We start from the raw sequence: 13,696 nt of genomic DNA, 5'->3' as shown, positions 1-13,696 counted from the left end.
TAAGGGTCCATTAAGCTCCAACCTGAGCTTTCTGCGGGTCCATCTCACCCGCGTTTTGACCCATGCCGGGAATCATCATCCTTACAACCTTGCTTTGTGCGGCTCGCTTATTGGAACCCACTGCCTGCGTATAGACATCCAGTGTGATCCTGCTGTTGGCGTGCCGTAAAAGCTCCTGTACCGTCTTCACATCTTCCCCGTTGGCCTTAAGCAGTGTGCCGAAGGTGTGACGGAAGGTGTGCCAGCCGATGTTCTTGTGGATGCCGTTCGCCTTGGCGACCGGCTTGATGTACCGCTTCATCAGATTGTCCGGCCAATAGGGTTGTTCCCCCTTCATGGTCGGGCTGGCGAAGACCCAATCTTCCTGCATCGGATAGGGACTCTTCTTTCGCCACTGAAGCAGGTCTTCCGCCATATAGCCGTCGAGTGGAACCGGCTTGGCGGAGGCTTCCGTCTTGCACTCCCCGATCTTCTGATGCCAGATGGATCGGGTCACACTCAGCTCAAGGGTGTCGAAGTCCACATCTGCCCACCGAATCCCTAACAGTTCGCTCACACGCAGCCCCGTGGCAGCAGCCAGCAGAACCAGTGTGCGTTCCCGCGTATCGAGTTTGGTGAGAAGAAGCTGAAGTTCTGCGAGTTCCAGAACATCAGGGATGCGCTCCCGCTTCGCGCTCTGGCGCACGAGCTTGATCGGATTTTTGTCCGTCCACTCGTAGCGCATCGCGTGACTGAAAAGAGCGCTCATCAGGTTCCGAATCTTGGCTCGTGTTGCTTTCGCCCGCTTGATCCCGCCGAGCCATTCTTCGACTGCGACGGGCCTGATCTGGTCCAGTTTGAGTTCGCCCCAACGCGGGAGAACCCAGTTGTCCAGATAACTTCGATAGGCAGCTCGTGTAGGAAACGACTTCCGACTGTGGCTGTCCTCTTTCAGCTCCTTCAGCCGATAGTGAGCAACCAGTTCAGCGATTGTTTCCGGCCCGCCTTCTGCCTGCGGGGTTTGTGAGTTAGCGTCGATGCGCAACGCGCGGGCTGCTTTGAGGGCGATTGCTTCGGTCGGCAAAGTGAGGATAGTCCCCACGATTGCTTTCCTCCGCTTGTTTTCACCATCAGAGCCAGGTTCCCACCAACGGAAAACCCAAACATCGGGTCCACTCCGCCGATCTTCACGCTGCACGCTTCCATTCTGATACCGTGTTCGCCTTGACATTCTTTCTCCTGTCTCAGGCGTAACGGATGGCTATTTCTAGGTTAGCGCTACGCCGGGCAAAGGTCGAGGTTTTTGTCGATACGAAATTAGCTCGCTAACTGCCGTTGTATCCATTCCTCGATGACCGAAGCGCGAAACCGCCAGAGCTTTCCTACATGAACCCCGCGCAGAACGCCCTTACGAGCGAGCTTCTGTAAGGTCTTCGGATGGCAGTTCATGATGGCGGCGGCTTCGTCGCTGTCGAGCAGCCGCTCAGGAACGAATGGAGCCACGCTGGATGGGGGTTTCTTGAGGATCGTGTTCGGATCGTTGCGGTCGAGATTTGAAGACATTGGGACCTCACAGGCTAACGAGAATAGATTTGAGCTATGCGTAGCGCCAAAAGGCGATACATGAACGCACTTGATCCAAGACTGCTCGTGGTGTCCTCCGCAGTCCAATACTTCCTATAAATAGTGCCCAAAGTTTTGCTTATGGTTCGATGGAAATGCTGTTACCGAATGGTTCCCAGAGTCTTCTAGGTTCCCAGATACTTTTCGGTTCCTAATTGACACCTGTGATGCACGAGCAAACGATTGATTTTGTAGTTATTCACAACCCGCGAGTATGTGGAAGTAGGGATCAAGCCAGTGGAGTATCAGGGCCATGTCCAGCTCAGTAGAGTTTCGTCATCTTGAATACCTCGTCGCCATTTATGAGGGCAAGAATTTTACAAAAGCCGCAGAGCGTCTATACCGCTCTCAACCAGCGATCAGCCATCAGGTTCGCGCTCTCGAAGACGACATCGGATTTCCGATCTTCGTGCGCGGTGGACGGGACGGCGTTTCACCTACCCCAGCGGGCCGACTCGTTCTCAATTGGGCGCGTAATGTTCTGGCAGAACGTCTTGAAATATTCGTCATGGCGCGAGCGATCCATAACGGCGAAGTTCCTCCCTTGAGACTGGGGTTTTCTCCCTTCGTGAGTCCGCATCTGTTACAGACGTTTCGTGATGCTTATGAAGAACTCTTTCCAGGGTGCGAAATCCAGCTATCCGGGACTGAACTACTCCATACATTGCAGCGCCTTGGTCATGGAACTCTGGATTGCGCAGTCCTACCATTGCCTGTTGACAAGGATATGTGGAACGTCGTGCAGATCATGCAATCACCACTTGTTGTTTGTATGCGGGCAGACGATCCTCTAGCATCGCAGAGTCAACTGGATATTCACGAGATCGCCGCAAGAATCAAAATATTCCATGATCCAGAATTACATCCGTCCGCACATTCGCGTCTGATCGAAATGTTTGCGGAGGAGGGTATGCCGTTGCATGTGGCAAGTTCAGCAGCAACACCATCCGACATGCAGTGGATGGTCAAACAAAACTATGGTTTCGCACTGATTGACCAGTTCACAACTCTCGAACCGGGCCTTACTACGCGTCCGATTGCGGGCATTCATTGGACAGCAGATATAGCGTTCGTCTCCAGCAAAGACGGAAACCACATGGCGTTGCCATTCATCGAAAAGTTTCTGAAACAGAGTGGCCTGAATCCAGGACGGAAACGTGCCCGCTCCGAACGCATTCGACCACAACAACTGAAATTGATTGGCTAATCAGCTCCCATAAATGAAACTTTGGGCAGTATAGAAAATAAGTCTTGGACGAACACCGAGCGACTGACCTAGCTTCCGTGACATGGCATTACAAAACATGCCATCAGGAGAATGCCAATGTCACTTCGTTCACGCTTCCGTATTAACAATCTCAAACGAAAACTGCTTCGTGCAGCACACGTCACGGGGCCAACGCTGGTTGCGCTCACCTTCGCGGGCATTGGCAGCAGCGTTGCTCACGCCCAGGGAACGATGGACTTCTCAGGGGCACAAACGCTGATGACAACCTTCAAAACCATTACGTTCGACCCACGCGAAATGCGACACTTCGATCATGGCTACGCCGTGACTTCACACAGTTCCCAGGGCCTCACTGCCGAGCGCGTGTTAGTGAACATGGATACCGAAGTTTACCCCGAACTCATCAATCAGAGATTTGCGTATGTCTCAGTTTCGCGGGCTTCTCATGATGCTCAGATTTTCACCAATGACGCCATCACGCTCACCGAAAGCCTGAGCCGCGATGTATCGAAGGCATCTGCCATTGACTTTGCGAGGAACATGACTCCGGCTGCGAGCATTGGGTTGGGCCATACGTCTACGGTAGAAAGGGCCCAAGGCAATGGTCTTGGGCTGACTCTTTGAACAAGATCGTATCGCCGATTGCCAAAGACGGGAATACTATGCCGAAATAGAAAGATCAGACATAATCATCTCGGCGGAGAGATTAAATGAGTGCAAGCAATACTTATGAGGAGCTGATCGCGTTCCTCAATCGCTTCAATGCAACAGACTTTCTCAGCCAATTTGCCATGACGTATCTGTTTGTACCGGAAGACAAGTTCCACAGCGAAATCGACGACGTTCATGTCCATGCTAGGCACCTTGAATTCGCAACGGGCTATTATGCGACGCGCCCGCTGCCCTCCGAGGCAGAACGGGTTGATGGGGGCACCCTCGAAGAGTTCATCCGTCTTATAGACGCCTATGTTGCTGCGCTAAACAGTAAATTTCTTGAAGATGCGATCTCAAATGCTGGCGGAGAGCGTTCGAGTTCGCTGACATCAGCTCGGATTCATTCGTTATACGTTAGGGGCGACGCTTATCCGCATCAGTACCGGTATTTGACTCGCGCTGTTTACAGTCCTCATGACCAATGGTTCAAGAACAGGCTAGGATTCACCATTGGAGACGCACTCAGAATCGCCGAGTCAATCAAGTCAGAGCTGAATGACCGTTTTCAAAAATCGAGGGAAGAAGCAAAGGAAGCAGCTCGAAGACTGATCGAAGAACGTGAACATGAGTGGCGAGCAGTTGGTATGACCGAGGACCAGGCACTCTCATCGGCGGCTATTCAACTCTTCTACGGACAATCTGCGTTGCTTTATCGAATGTCGGTGCAGGATGTCGCCGAGAGTTCTCGACTCGCGGAAAATGTTTGTGCAGCGTTCCTATCGCGTCTCAGCCAACAGCCGCCGTACAGAAATCCACTCTTTACCAACACATTTACCGATGCCGACCGCGCACTCTGGGACTATAACACCGCTAAAGAACGCCCCTTTTTCACTGACGGGCAATCTTTCTGGATATTCGCCCCGAATGCCCTCGACGAAGTCCTGTACTCGACTTTCTTTTTCGATCTCATGGCCGATGAGTCGTACAAGAGCACATTTGAGTCCAGCCGGGCAAAGGTGCTGGAAGAGCTAAGTACATCGTTTCTTCGTCGAATATTCCCGGCGGGCGATGTCTATCTCAACCCACGCTATCTCAATGGAGAAGAATTCGCAGATGCCCTTGTCGTTTACGACGCTAAGGTTTTGATAGTTCAGTGCAAGAGCAAGGGACTTACTCTTGCTGCTCACAGAGGAGAAAACGAAGCGGCACTCAAGAGTGACCTGCAAAAGGCGATTCGCAATGCGATTGCACAAGCCTGCAAAGGGAGGAAGTTCCTAGAGTCTAGCGATCAGTCGAGCCTCCTCGCCGAGAGTGGAGAAATCGTAATCAAGAGAAGTGAGATAAACGAGGTAGTTCTCGTCGCCGTGACCTATATGCCTCTTCATTCATTTGCTACGCGGATTCGTGAAGTGGAAGACGACCTGGGCATGGACCACAGTGAATATCCCGCGTGGGCGTTGCCAATCGGCGATCTGGACATCGTGACACAGATTTGCAATTCGCCTGCCAAGCTGCTGCATTACATCCGCCGGCGACTGCTCCTTGAGACTGGAGACAAGAGAATTCGCGCAGACGAGATGGACCTGCTCGCTTTCTATTTAGACCAGGGCCTCTGGCTGAAAGGCGGCGATATGGATGAAGCCAACTTGATTGGCCTCTCCGGGTATTCTCCACCTATCGACCAGTATGTTTTCAATCGGTATGACAGAGAAATCGAATATTCGCTCCCTAAAGTAATTCGACCGCAGGGCTTCGACGAACTTGTGGTGGACATTGAATCACTTCCATCGAAGTACCGGACAGATTGCGCCCTCGTCTTGCTGGAGCTATCGGGCGAGACCAGCAAGGAAGTGATGAGACTTATCGAGAACACAAAAGAGCGTTGCATACAAAGGCGCGATACCGTGACTTCGAGTGCTGGAAACGATGATCCGGCTTGGGGGATGTCTATTGTCGCCAGTCCACGAGAGTTGTCGGATGAAGAGAGCGCGCAGCGCGCAGAAGGCTTTGGGCGTGTAAAGAAATACGCTCGTCGCCTCGTAAAGTGGGTTGCCCTCGGGTGGCGTGAAGGCAGCACCAAGTCCGTCGATGTCGCACTTTGGCTTGACTACCCGTTTGAGCAAAGCCCTGAAACGGATGAGCTGGTTAAGTACCTTTTCGGTCGGTAGCTTTCCAATACCTCTCGACCAGTTCCGTGATGCTCTCGCCGTCAAGGAAATAGACTGACCCCCAAATACCTCTGGGCATCTTTTCAGCAATCTTCTCTTTGGCATTGGCAGTGAATCGTCCGCTGATTGCAATGACGAAAGTAGAGATGTACCTCGGCTCCTTCAGACCTAGCTCGTAATACGGCATTGCAAACGCATCGGAAATCTGGCCTAGCAATTCGTCGATAGCCGCATTGACGCCGCCGCTCACATCCCCAGCTTTCGCCTGCAGACCGTAGTGGCGATAGTGACCGAAGAGGGTCGATTCTGAAAAGGTGAAATCCTTGCCGTATTCTCGGCTCCCGTGGGTGTAGCGCACAAATAGAAATCCAATCCGGCGCAGGAGCGGGTGTAGCAATTCACGGCAGAAGCGATCTTCGTCAGTCAGGTACTCATCAGACCAAGGAAGGCCCGAGAGTGAAACCTCAGCAGCATGGAGCACTCCCTTGAGATCCCCCGCCGCAGCCAAAATGCTTGCTCCAAGCGGATCACCGAGGGCTAAGGTGCGTTCTACAGTTATGCTTTTCCAGTCGTCCTCCAGCTCAATTTGCACTACTTCCCAATTCTCCCGGTAGCTCAGCTCATCTCGGATAGCTGCGAGATAAGTGGCAAGACCGTACTGTCCCTCCCAATATTTGTTCGGAGTATGACAGTGGAAGCTCAGCGCGACGCCATCAAGGGTTGCCGAAAGGTGCGCCTCATGGAATAGATATGTTCCGAAGCCATTCTCGCTACGGATTTCCAACTCTAACTCGTCTGGAAAGGGTTGAGCTTGCTCGCCCGTCAGATCCTCCAGACTACATTCGGCCAGAATGTGTTCACCACCCGCATCTAGGATTTCAACCTCTTTGTCAGCGACGTATACTGCGAGGTCGTCACCTTCACCGCGTATCTCGATCATGGATACAGCCTCCAATCCTATCGCGTCAGACGATGCTAGTTGGTCTGCCTGTTCATCATAGAGGGAAGGGGCATCTTCCCTCTATGATGCCGCTTCCAGCGACAGCCTGAGCATCAATGAAAGTCATGCGACCGCATATCCATTGGTCCCAAGTCGAGAACGCGAACAGAAGACGCCTTCACCGAGACCACATCGTCCTGATTCTGAAGTACCCCTTCGATAAGCAGAAACTTCCCACCCGTTACGATCATCGGGTTTCGCTCATACACCTTGGGATGAATGATGGCGTTCGAGATGCCGGTCTCATCCTCAAGGCTGATAAAGATAAAACCAGAGACCGTCCTCGGACGCTGCCGCGCAATGCCGCCGCCCAGGACGGCATCGACCTCCGCGATCCCGGTTGCGAACAGCACCGGGGCCTGCTTGATCTTCAGGGTCAGCGCAGCGGGAACTCGGCTTGCGAGTTTGGTTTTCGACCTAGAGACGAATTGCAGAGGACGAGGGCATAAGGTTGCCTATTCGTCTTATGTTCGCCTAATCGTGCCCGCCGTTGCAAACAGCCATTGCTTCGCAGCTTGAGCATTTATGACGTAAAGCTATGCAAATAAGGTTCTTACTATTTCCGTATGCACTCGGCGCGTGTGCGGCCGCTCCCGGCGAAACCCGACAAACAGAGTCTCAGTCGGTCACTGTAGGCCGCACTCCATAGCGGGTGCCAGCTAGGCTCTTCATGAGTGGCCTATGCCGGTCTTCGTGTAACCGCTGTTCCGCTGCACTGTACGTCCAATCGGTCGCTCTCGGTTTGCGGTCTGGACACTTGTCACAGTAGTCGGCGCGAAACTTTGCGTAGGCTATGTCAAGTTCCTTGTCTTCGTAGTGGTAATCGTGCAACGTGCAATGGACGACTTTAGAAGCGGCCATCGTTGTCGCAAAATACTCCTGGATGTATCGAGCGATTGGCCCTACGGCACCGATGCTGACCAGAAGGTGTTCGCAGTCTTTGAGAACCCGCTCGAAAGTATCATCCCGAGCAGCGATGCGGAGTTGCCGCACTAAGGGCGAGGCTTCATCCGAAATGTCGATTCCTTGCGCGCTTGCCACGTTTTGAATAATCTGCCAAATCGTATCGCCCACATAGTCGCCGGGGACATTCTCTCCCTTCCAACGCTTGACTCCACGCTCGATGCCTTCCAGAGCATCGGAGCGGAGCTTTGTGTCGGATATACCTTGAACCGCTTCCACTGCCCATCTGTATCCAGCAGTGTCGGTATCATGCACGGTAATCACTGCGGCCAGAATCGCGACGACAGCTCCATCCAAATCTCCCGATTCGATGCTGATCCACTCGGCCAGTTTGCAGATTTGCAGAGCAGATTCAGCATACTGGCGTTCCATCTCGGTGTTTCCGTTTGCGCGAAGCGTCCCGATGAAGTATGCAATCGCTTTGACAATATCCGTAAGCGCGCGCCCCAGCGCCCAGCGTTCTGGATAGTTGGCTGCAAGTTGCGCGAGTCGAACGCACTGGTTGTACTTCCTTGTGACATCACGGAGAAGCATGGTGCGGCGCGCATAAAGGTTCAGAACCATCAGCGGATTCTGTCCCAGGGCCACTTGCTGCTTGAGTGTCATAAAGACATCCGAGTTCTCTTTGACCAATACCTCCAGTTCTGCGGCCTTTCTCTTAATTAAGGCGGCAAACTTGAAATGCGCAGGTCCCTTTGCGGTGATCGTTTGTAGTGTCTTTGCATGACTCAGAAGGCGCTGGGAAAGCTCCGCTTGCGGTCTGCCGGATCGTACAATATCCGTAAAGTCGATCACCTCCAACTGCACCTGCGCCGCGTATTTAATCTCGACGGAGGAATCCAAATCGTTCAGAATCGCCGCGACTCTGGCGCGGGCCTCGACGTACTTATCGTCCCTAAACAGATCGCGGATCTTCAGCAACTTGAGAGTATTCGCCTTCTCCTGAAACTCCTGAAACAAAACGTCTTGGCCGCCGAGATGCTTTAAGGTTTTCGCAAAATCCGCCATCGAGCCGGACACCAGTTGTCGTGTCGCGAGCAGCATGTACAACGTATCGAGGCTACTGAGGAGCGCCGGTGCGGTAGCAGGTAACGCCTGGGAGGTCGGAACTCGCACTGTCATCGATTTGTTGTCGCTGACCGCGATGGCGTCGGCCTGACTCCGCATGAGCTGGGGAGCGCACCAGAACAAGGACTTTGCAGCAGCATCGGCGACGACAAGAAAAATTGGTCCCTGCAACTCGTTCATGTAGTGATGCGCATGAGCCGTGGAAAGTACCTGGGAGATGAAGCTCCCGTCCGCAGAGTAGTCAGGCGATTCGGAGCTTTTCAGTTGTACATGGAACCAGGCACCCGTGGGTGACGTGCCCTCGAACACCTGAACATTGAAATCAATCCCGTAGTCTTCCGTGATCTCATTGACGACCCAGCCGAACGCTTCCAACTGCTCGCGGAGCATTCGCTTTCCGGCGCGGTTGGTGTCGTGCTCAGGCGATCGGGTAATCAACGGAACCTCGTGAACTGTCTCGTAAAGACATCATAAGGTAGCGTGCTCTAGCCGCCCAGGCGAATACCCACCAAGTCGCATTGCACGCGCAAGCGCTCCGAATGCTGCCCTCAGAACTTCAAACGACATCACAATCTTCCGGCGAAAGGCTCCAGGGCGACGACGAGCGCATCGAGGACGCGGTAGTCGTCCGGCCCGATACCTTCGAGCTTATCGAGTTGTTGCGGATAGCGCAGTTCCCAGAAAAACGGATCGAACATCGCAAGGCCGTCTTCAATCGTCATCGGCATTTTGTGTGGAAAGAAAAACCCCCTGAGTTCTGCCGATAAGTCGAGATCAGGACGCTTTGCAGCCAGCAACTTCCCGAGTCGCACCAAATGATGTCCCCACGCGCATTGATCTTTTTCGAGAGTGACCGAACCATCCAGTTGCTTGAGTTTGTCGGGATCGAAGATCGTCATACCTTCGCGAATCAATGCTGTCTTGAGCAACGCTTCGATGGCATGATGCCCGAGCGTCGCCGCAGGAAAACAGAGCGTCAAGGCGTTCTCGTGTGTGAAAAGCACTCGCGAAGCATCGAGATTGAACTGAGCGTATATCCGCCATGTCTTTGCATCCGCCGCATACTTGTCGAGCTGTAGCGTTCGTTTCATAATATTTTCAGTAATCTAAAGGTATTGACTCACCGGCCTGGGTCTGAAGAGACTTACCGAAGCCTACTAATGAAATCGTCATACGAGAGAATCTCCGTTTTCAAGGAGAGGACGGACGCTATCTCCTTCAAACATCGCTCCTGCTCACCTTTCTTCTCGGCAGTGACGAAGATGTCGGAATATGGAAGATACAAGCTCATAAACAAGTCATTCCTGCCCGCCCTGAACCTCTCGCCAGAATCTTCATCTCTTGCAGAATGGTGATACCAAGACATCAGCACGGCGCATAACAAGGCGCGGAAGGGCGGGCAGTTGTCGATGAAGTGCTTCACCGTTTCAATATCCGTATCCGCCGGGATTTGCTCACCACGATCTGCCGCCTCCGCTTTGAGTCCGCCGTCATAAAGCCCTTTACCGATGGAAGGCAAGAGTCGCGGGCCGTACTCCTTGTACGCTTCCTTAAAAGTTGTCGGATGCGGCTTGCCTTCCGCGACGAAGGCCGACTCCAGTTTTGACCGCAGATCGACCCACATCTTTTTGTAGCCCTTCAATGCTTCTTTCTGCTCTTTCCATTGTTCGCCGGACAGTTGATCGTCTGCGGTGAGTTCACCAGTGCGAATTTCATGGTTAAGTTCTCCTGATCTCACATCGACGGCAAGCCAGTCGAACCTGGCCGGATCGTCGGCGTGTGCCTTGATGAGCAGTTTTAGAACCTCATAGTGCGGATTGAGGCAGTCCCACGGTCCTTCTTTCAGCTTCCTACAGTCCTCCAGAAACGCGAGACGCTTTGCGGCATCCGGCGTAGATGCCAACTCTTCATAACTCAGTCCAGCGAGACGAAAGAAGAATTTGGATTTCATCGCGGCAAGGATGGTCTCTGAGTTGATCCCCTCATCCGCCAGTCTGTTGTGTGCTCCTGTATCGAAGCAGACGATCGGGAGGCGCTTATTCATACGGCTTTTCCTCTTCCAGTAAAGAATGCCAGCAGCGAGTACGACCAGGACGCCGCCAATCGCAGCGGCCCACAATGCGCGTGACGTACCGTTTGGAACTGGTACGGCGGATGACGGCGAGCTGACCGTAGGGTTTATCACGATATGCCTTGCTCCTATGATCCACTCATGGTCTATAAAATGCGAACATATGCGAATCGTCACCCCCGAGATCCTGAACTACTTCGCTTTGCTCCAATCTCGGATAGGCGAGGCGAGGAGCGTCCCTTTTAGGACGGTTTCCCTCGGGGATTGGCAACCGAAACTCGCGGACTGCCACAAAAATGTTGACTCCTGGAACGCTGGACACGAGAACCGCGTGAGGGTTCGCGGGTGGCTGACCTGGGGAAACGATGAGTCTGGTTCCTGCCACCTCATCGCTCACTCGGTCGTCGATGATGACGGCGTGCTGTACGACATCACCCCTATTGATCCAAATACTCCGCGGCCAAAGTTTCTGACACACGTTGGCGAGAAGGAAGCGTTTGACGCAATGCAGCCGCAATGGTCATGGACGACCTATCCCATCATCTTTGAGTTGTCGAACGAGCCTGCCGAGATTGAGGATGAGGCGGAGCAATAACTGTCACTCCACTACACGCTGTCTCACGCTCGCCTTTTGCGATCTACAGTCCCACAAATATCTGATGCAGGGTCGAAAGGGGCATTGAGTTCGAGAACGAATGCAATACCGCGCCTCTCAGATTACCGTCACGCATCTCGATGGTTTTTGCAGTGTGGTTGTAAGAGAACGTATACCGCTGCCCACCCATCGAAACCCAGAGTACGTTCTTGGTGTCCCCCTCTTTCTGCATAACCTGAATATCTTTCCCGGCGTCTTTCTTCCAGACGATTGCTCCGGCTAAAGCAAGTGCGATCTCCTCAACTTCATTGGCGTGGTGGTCGGCTCTAGCCATGACACCATTTATGTAGCCTTTCAATATCTCGACATCGGTTACAGGTAAAGGCATGTGTGGCTCCTGAGCATCGTTGTGCTCAAGCCTAACAGCCGCGAAACAGGGCTCATAGCGAAGAGCCAGTAGCGTTTACTTTCCCGCAGTTACATCTTGCAGGGAAGGTAGCTTCGCCCTTCCCACGCTGCAAGCGCCGATACTGCCCGGCGTTTTCCGCTCCCCATCCATGCGGGGAGGTCCACCCTCCCCGCAACGCCCCACCGCCAGGAACAAACAACAGCAAAAACCGCTAAGGGGAGCTTCGCCCCTCGCGCCCGCAAGGAGTCTCCCCAGGCTTCCGCCGCTGCGCTCTGTGCAGCCCTCCGCTGCGCTTCGCCCTTTCCACTTGCCGCTGCGCTCCCGTTGCAAGGGTGGGTGATCCCCCTCTCCTTGCAGTTGCTACCCCCCACCTTCGCCAGGAGGCGTTCGGCATGTACATGCCGCGTTTCAACGCGGAAGTACAACAGCAACCGCAACCGCGAGGGAGAAGCAAGCGATGAAGAAGCCAAGCACCAGCAGCAGACCGAATATCTACCAGACCGTTACCGACCGCATCCTTTCCAGCCTCAAGACTGGCGTCATTCCGTGGGAGAAGCCGTGGCAGACCCCACACTTTACCGGAGGCCCCTTCCCGCGCAACTTCCGTACCGGGAAGCCCTATCGAGGCATCAACGTATTTTTGCTTTGGTCCAGCCCCTATAACTCTCCCTTTTGGCTCACCTTCAAACAGGCGCAGGAGCTAAAAGGCACCGTCCGCAAGGGAGAGAAAGGGACGCAGATTGTCTTTTACAAACAGCTACGCGACCGCAGGAAGGAAGACGAAAGCACTCACGCAGAGGACGACCGCGCTCCCTTCGTTCTCTGCTACTACACCGTCTTCAACGTCGAGCAGTGCGACGGCCTCACGCTGCCGCAAATCATCGAGCAGCCCACCACCGCCCCGGAGGTAGATGCGGACGAGACTTGCGAAGCGATCGTTACCGGATGGGAGAACCGCCCCGCCCTTCATCTGACCACTGTGTCCGAGTGCCGCGCTTACTACCGACCAAGCACCGATGCCGTCCACATGCCCGTTCGCTCCCGCTTCGTGGATGCACCCCACTACTACAGCACCCTGTTTCATGAGCTTGTCCACAGCACCGGCCACGAAAGCCGCCTTAATCGCACCTTTGGCGACCGCTTCGGAGATCACCTCTACAGCAAGGAAGAACTGGTAGCCGAAATGGGCGCAGCCTTCCTTTGCGCCATCGCGGAGATTGCCAACGAACACACCGACCGCAACACCACTGCCTATATTCAGAACTGGATTTCCAAGCTGGAAGAGGATAACCGCCTCATCGTCCACGCTGCCGCGAACGCTCAGAAAGCCGTGGACTCGATTCTCGGCACCACGTTTGCGGAAGAGGAAGAAGACGCCGCCGCCGCGTTGCAGCCGCCCGTCCCCGCAGCGGCAGAACTTGCGGAGGTGGCGTAATGCAGACCATCCTCGACATTCTCAAGATGGCCGGAGGATTCCGGCCTAACCTCTACCTCAAAATCGAAAACGCTCCCTATATGGCTCTTGTTATCGAAACCATCGGAACGGGGCCGATGGGACTCCCCGCTCTCTCCGTCGCGCACTACGGCGAACAGAACGGCGACCTTATGCGTGACCCGGAGATGTGTTTCGAGTTGTGCCTGCCTATCGCAAGTAAGGCGTGTCTCGATCCCTTCTACTGGCGCAACGATTACTTCGGCGTGGAGCAGTGGAGCCGCAATCTCGTTCGTGAGCATTACGTGTGCCTGTTGGAACTGCATAAGCAGCATGAGCGGTTCGCGGAGACATGGAACGACAACCTCAGATTGCAAGGCTTTGTAGAAGCCTTCACGGACAAGTCGATTCGTGGCTAGTCCGCTCCCTCCTGCGGAGCGGAACCGGCCACCGTGTTTCGCTCCGCGTGTCTTCATCCTTCAACCGCTCGAAAGGAGCCTGTCACC

14 protein-coding genes are annotated in these 13,696 nt (G+C 54.0%); 6 read left to right on the top strand and 8 right to left on the bottom strand.

Annotation, left to right across the window (positions count from 1 at the left end):
- Positions 1-10: 10 nt before the first annotated feature.
- Both FTO74_RS16580 and FTO74_RS16575 read right to left on the bottom strand, forming a co-directional pair.
- The gene (locus FTO74_RS16580; protein ID WP_162539135.1) at positions 11-1,063 is read right to left on the bottom strand and encodes a site-specific integrase; all 1,053 of its coding nucleotides are present in this window, start codon (positions 1,061-1,063) and stop codon (positions 11-13) included.
- 233 nt (positions 1,064-1,296) lie between these two features.
- Positions 1,297-1,542: a helix-turn-helix domain-containing protein gene (locus FTO74_RS16575; RefSeq protein ID WP_162539134.1), complete on the bottom strand. Its 246-nt coding sequence runs from the start codon at positions 1,540-1,542 to the stop codon at positions 1,297-1,299.
- 313 nt (positions 1,543-1,855) lie between these two features.
- Here FTO74_RS16575 and FTO74_RS16570 point away from each other — a divergent pair, with 313 nt between their 5' ends.
- From FTO74_RS16570 to FTO74_RS16555, 3 genes are all read left to right on the top strand, one after another.
- The gene (locus FTO74_RS16570; RefSeq protein WP_162539133.1) at positions 1,856-2,809 is read left to right on the top strand and encodes a LysR family transcriptional regulator; all 954 of its coding nucleotides are present in this window, start codon (positions 1,856-1,858) and stop codon (positions 2,807-2,809) included.
- 117 nt (positions 2,810-2,926) lie between these two features.
- Positions 2,927-3,454 carry a hypothetical protein gene (locus FTO74_RS19985; RefSeq protein WP_345933537.1) on the top strand — a complete coding sequence of 176 codons (528 nt, stop codon included), beginning with the start codon at positions 2,927-2,929 and terminating at the stop codon, positions 3,452-3,454.
- A gap of 86 nt (positions 3,455-3,540) precedes the next feature.
- Complete coding sequence (locus FTO74_RS16555; RefSeq protein WP_162539132.1) at positions 3,541-5,652, top strand: hypothetical protein; 2,112 nt, start codon at positions 3,541-3,543, stop codon at positions 5,650-5,652.
- Here FTO74_RS16555 and FTO74_RS16550 read toward each other — a convergent pair.
- The 5 genes from FTO74_RS16550 to FTO74_RS16530 all read right to left on the bottom strand — a co-directional run bounded on the left by FTO74_RS16550 (position 5,630) and on the right by FTO74_RS16530 (position 10,727).
- Entirely contained in the window at positions 5,630-6,592 is a 963-nt protein-coding gene (locus FTO74_RS16550) for a restriction endonuclease (RefSeq protein WP_162539131.1), read from the bottom strand. The two genes, FTO74_RS16555 and FTO74_RS16550, sit on opposite strands and share 23 nt — an antisense overlap.
- Positions 6,593-6,705: 113 nt before the next feature.
- Positions 6,706-7,005, bottom strand: a complete 300-nt coding sequence (locus FTO74_RS16545) for an OB-fold nucleic acid binding domain-containing protein (protein WP_162539130.1) — start codon at positions 7,003-7,005, stop codon at positions 6,706-6,708.
- Between the two features lie 265 nt (positions 7,006-7,270).
- Positions 7,271-9,121 carry a DUF4365 domain-containing protein gene (locus FTO74_RS16540; RefSeq protein ID WP_255462340.1) on the bottom strand — a complete coding sequence of 617 codons (1,851 nt, stop codon included), beginning with the start codon at positions 9,119-9,121 and terminating at the stop codon, positions 7,271-7,273.
- A gap of 128 nt (positions 9,122-9,249) precedes the next feature.
- Positions 9,250-9,774 (bottom strand): hypothetical protein, encoded by a 525-nt coding sequence (locus tag FTO74_RS16535; protein ID WP_162539128.1) that lies wholly within the window; start codon positions 9,772-9,774, stop codon positions 9,250-9,252.
- A 53-nt stretch (positions 9,775-9,827) separates the two neighbouring features.
- Complete coding sequence (locus FTO74_RS16530) at positions 9,828-10,727, bottom strand: hypothetical protein (protein ID WP_162539127.1); 900 nt, start codon at positions 10,725-10,727, stop codon at positions 9,828-9,830.
- A 190-nt stretch (positions 10,728-10,917) separates the two neighbouring features.
- Here FTO74_RS16530 and FTO74_RS16525 point away from each other — a divergent pair, with 190 nt between their 5' ends.
- Positions 10,918-11,349, top strand: coding sequence for a hypothetical protein (locus FTO74_RS16525; RefSeq protein ID WP_162539126.1), 432 nt, complete (start codon positions 10,918-10,920; stop codon positions 11,347-11,349).
- A gap of 43 nt (positions 11,350-11,392) precedes the next feature.
- On the opposite strand, the gene FTO74_RS16520 is transcribed toward FTO74_RS16525, so the two are convergent.
- The gene (locus tag FTO74_RS16520) at positions 11,393-11,737 is read right to left on the bottom strand and encodes a hypothetical protein (RefSeq protein ID WP_162539125.1); all 345 of its coding nucleotides are present in this window, start codon (positions 11,735-11,737) and stop codon (positions 11,393-11,395) included.
- A gap of 478 nt (positions 11,738-12,215) precedes the next feature.
- Here FTO74_RS16520 and FTO74_RS16515 point away from each other — a divergent pair, with 478 nt between their 5' ends.
- On the top strand, positions 12,216-13,193 hold the full coding sequence (locus FTO74_RS16515; protein ID WP_162539124.1) for a zincin-like metallopeptidase domain-containing protein: 978 nt from the start codon (positions 12,216-12,218) through the stop codon (positions 13,191-13,193).
- Complete coding sequence (locus FTO74_RS16510) at positions 13,193-13,609, top strand: hypothetical protein (protein WP_162539058.1); 417 nt, start codon at positions 13,193-13,195, stop codon at positions 13,607-13,609. The genes FTO74_RS16515 and FTO74_RS16510 overlap by 1 nt, the downstream gene beginning before the upstream one ends.
- The last annotated feature ends 87 nt before the right edge of the window (positions 13,610-13,696 follow it).

Source organism: Granulicella sp. WH15 (assembly GCF_009914315.1).
In the GTDB taxonomy this organism is placed as follows: domain Bacteria; phylum Acidobacteriota; class Terriglobia; order Terriglobales; family Acidobacteriaceae; genus Edaphobacter.
This window is presented reverse-complemented; position numbering and strand designations above follow the sequence as displayed.

Bases quoted from the DNA above. Each gene is read 5' to 3' on its own strand.
- FTO74_RS16575 (WP_162539134.1), bottom strand. From the start codon at position 1,542: ATGTCTTCAAATCTCGACCGCAACGATCCGAACACGATCCTCAAGAAA.
- FTO74_RS16570 (WP_162539133.1), top strand. From the start codon at position 1,856: ATGTCCAGCTCAGTAGAGTTTCGTCATCTTGAATACCTCGTCGCCATT.
- FTO74_RS19985 (WP_345933537.1), top strand. From the start codon at position 2,927: ATGTCACTTCGTTCACGCTTCCGTATTAACAATCTCAAACGAAAACTG.
- FTO74_RS16555 (WP_162539132.1), top strand. From the start codon at position 3,541: ATGAGTGCAAGCAATACTTATGAGGAGCTGATCGCGTTCCTCAATCGC.
- FTO74_RS16550 (WP_162539131.1), bottom strand. From the start codon at position 6,592: ATGATCGAGATACGCGGTGAAGGTGACGACCTCGCAGTATACGTCGCT.
- FTO74_RS16535 (WP_162539128.1), bottom strand. From the start codon at position 9,774: ATGAAACGAACGCTACAGCTCGACAAGTATGCGGCGGATGCAAAGACA.
- FTO74_RS16530 (WP_162539127.1), bottom strand. From the start codon at position 10,727: ATGAATAAGCGCCTCCCGATCGTCTGCTTCGATACAGGAGCACACAAC.
- FTO74_RS16525 (WP_162539126.1), top strand. From the start codon at position 10,918: ATGCGAATCGTCACCCCCGAGATCCTGAACTACTTCGCTTTGCTCCAA.
- FTO74_RS16520 (WP_162539125.1), bottom strand. From the start codon at position 11,737: ATGCCTTTACCTGTAACCGATGTCGAGATATTGAAAGGCTACATAAAT.
- FTO74_RS16515 (WP_162539124.1), top strand. From the start codon at position 12,216: ATGAAGAAGCCAAGCACCAGCAGCAGACCGAATATCTACCAGACCGTT.
- FTO74_RS16510 (WP_162539058.1), top strand. From the start codon at position 13,193: ATGCAGACCATCCTCGACATTCTCAAGATGGCCGGAGGATTCCGGCCT.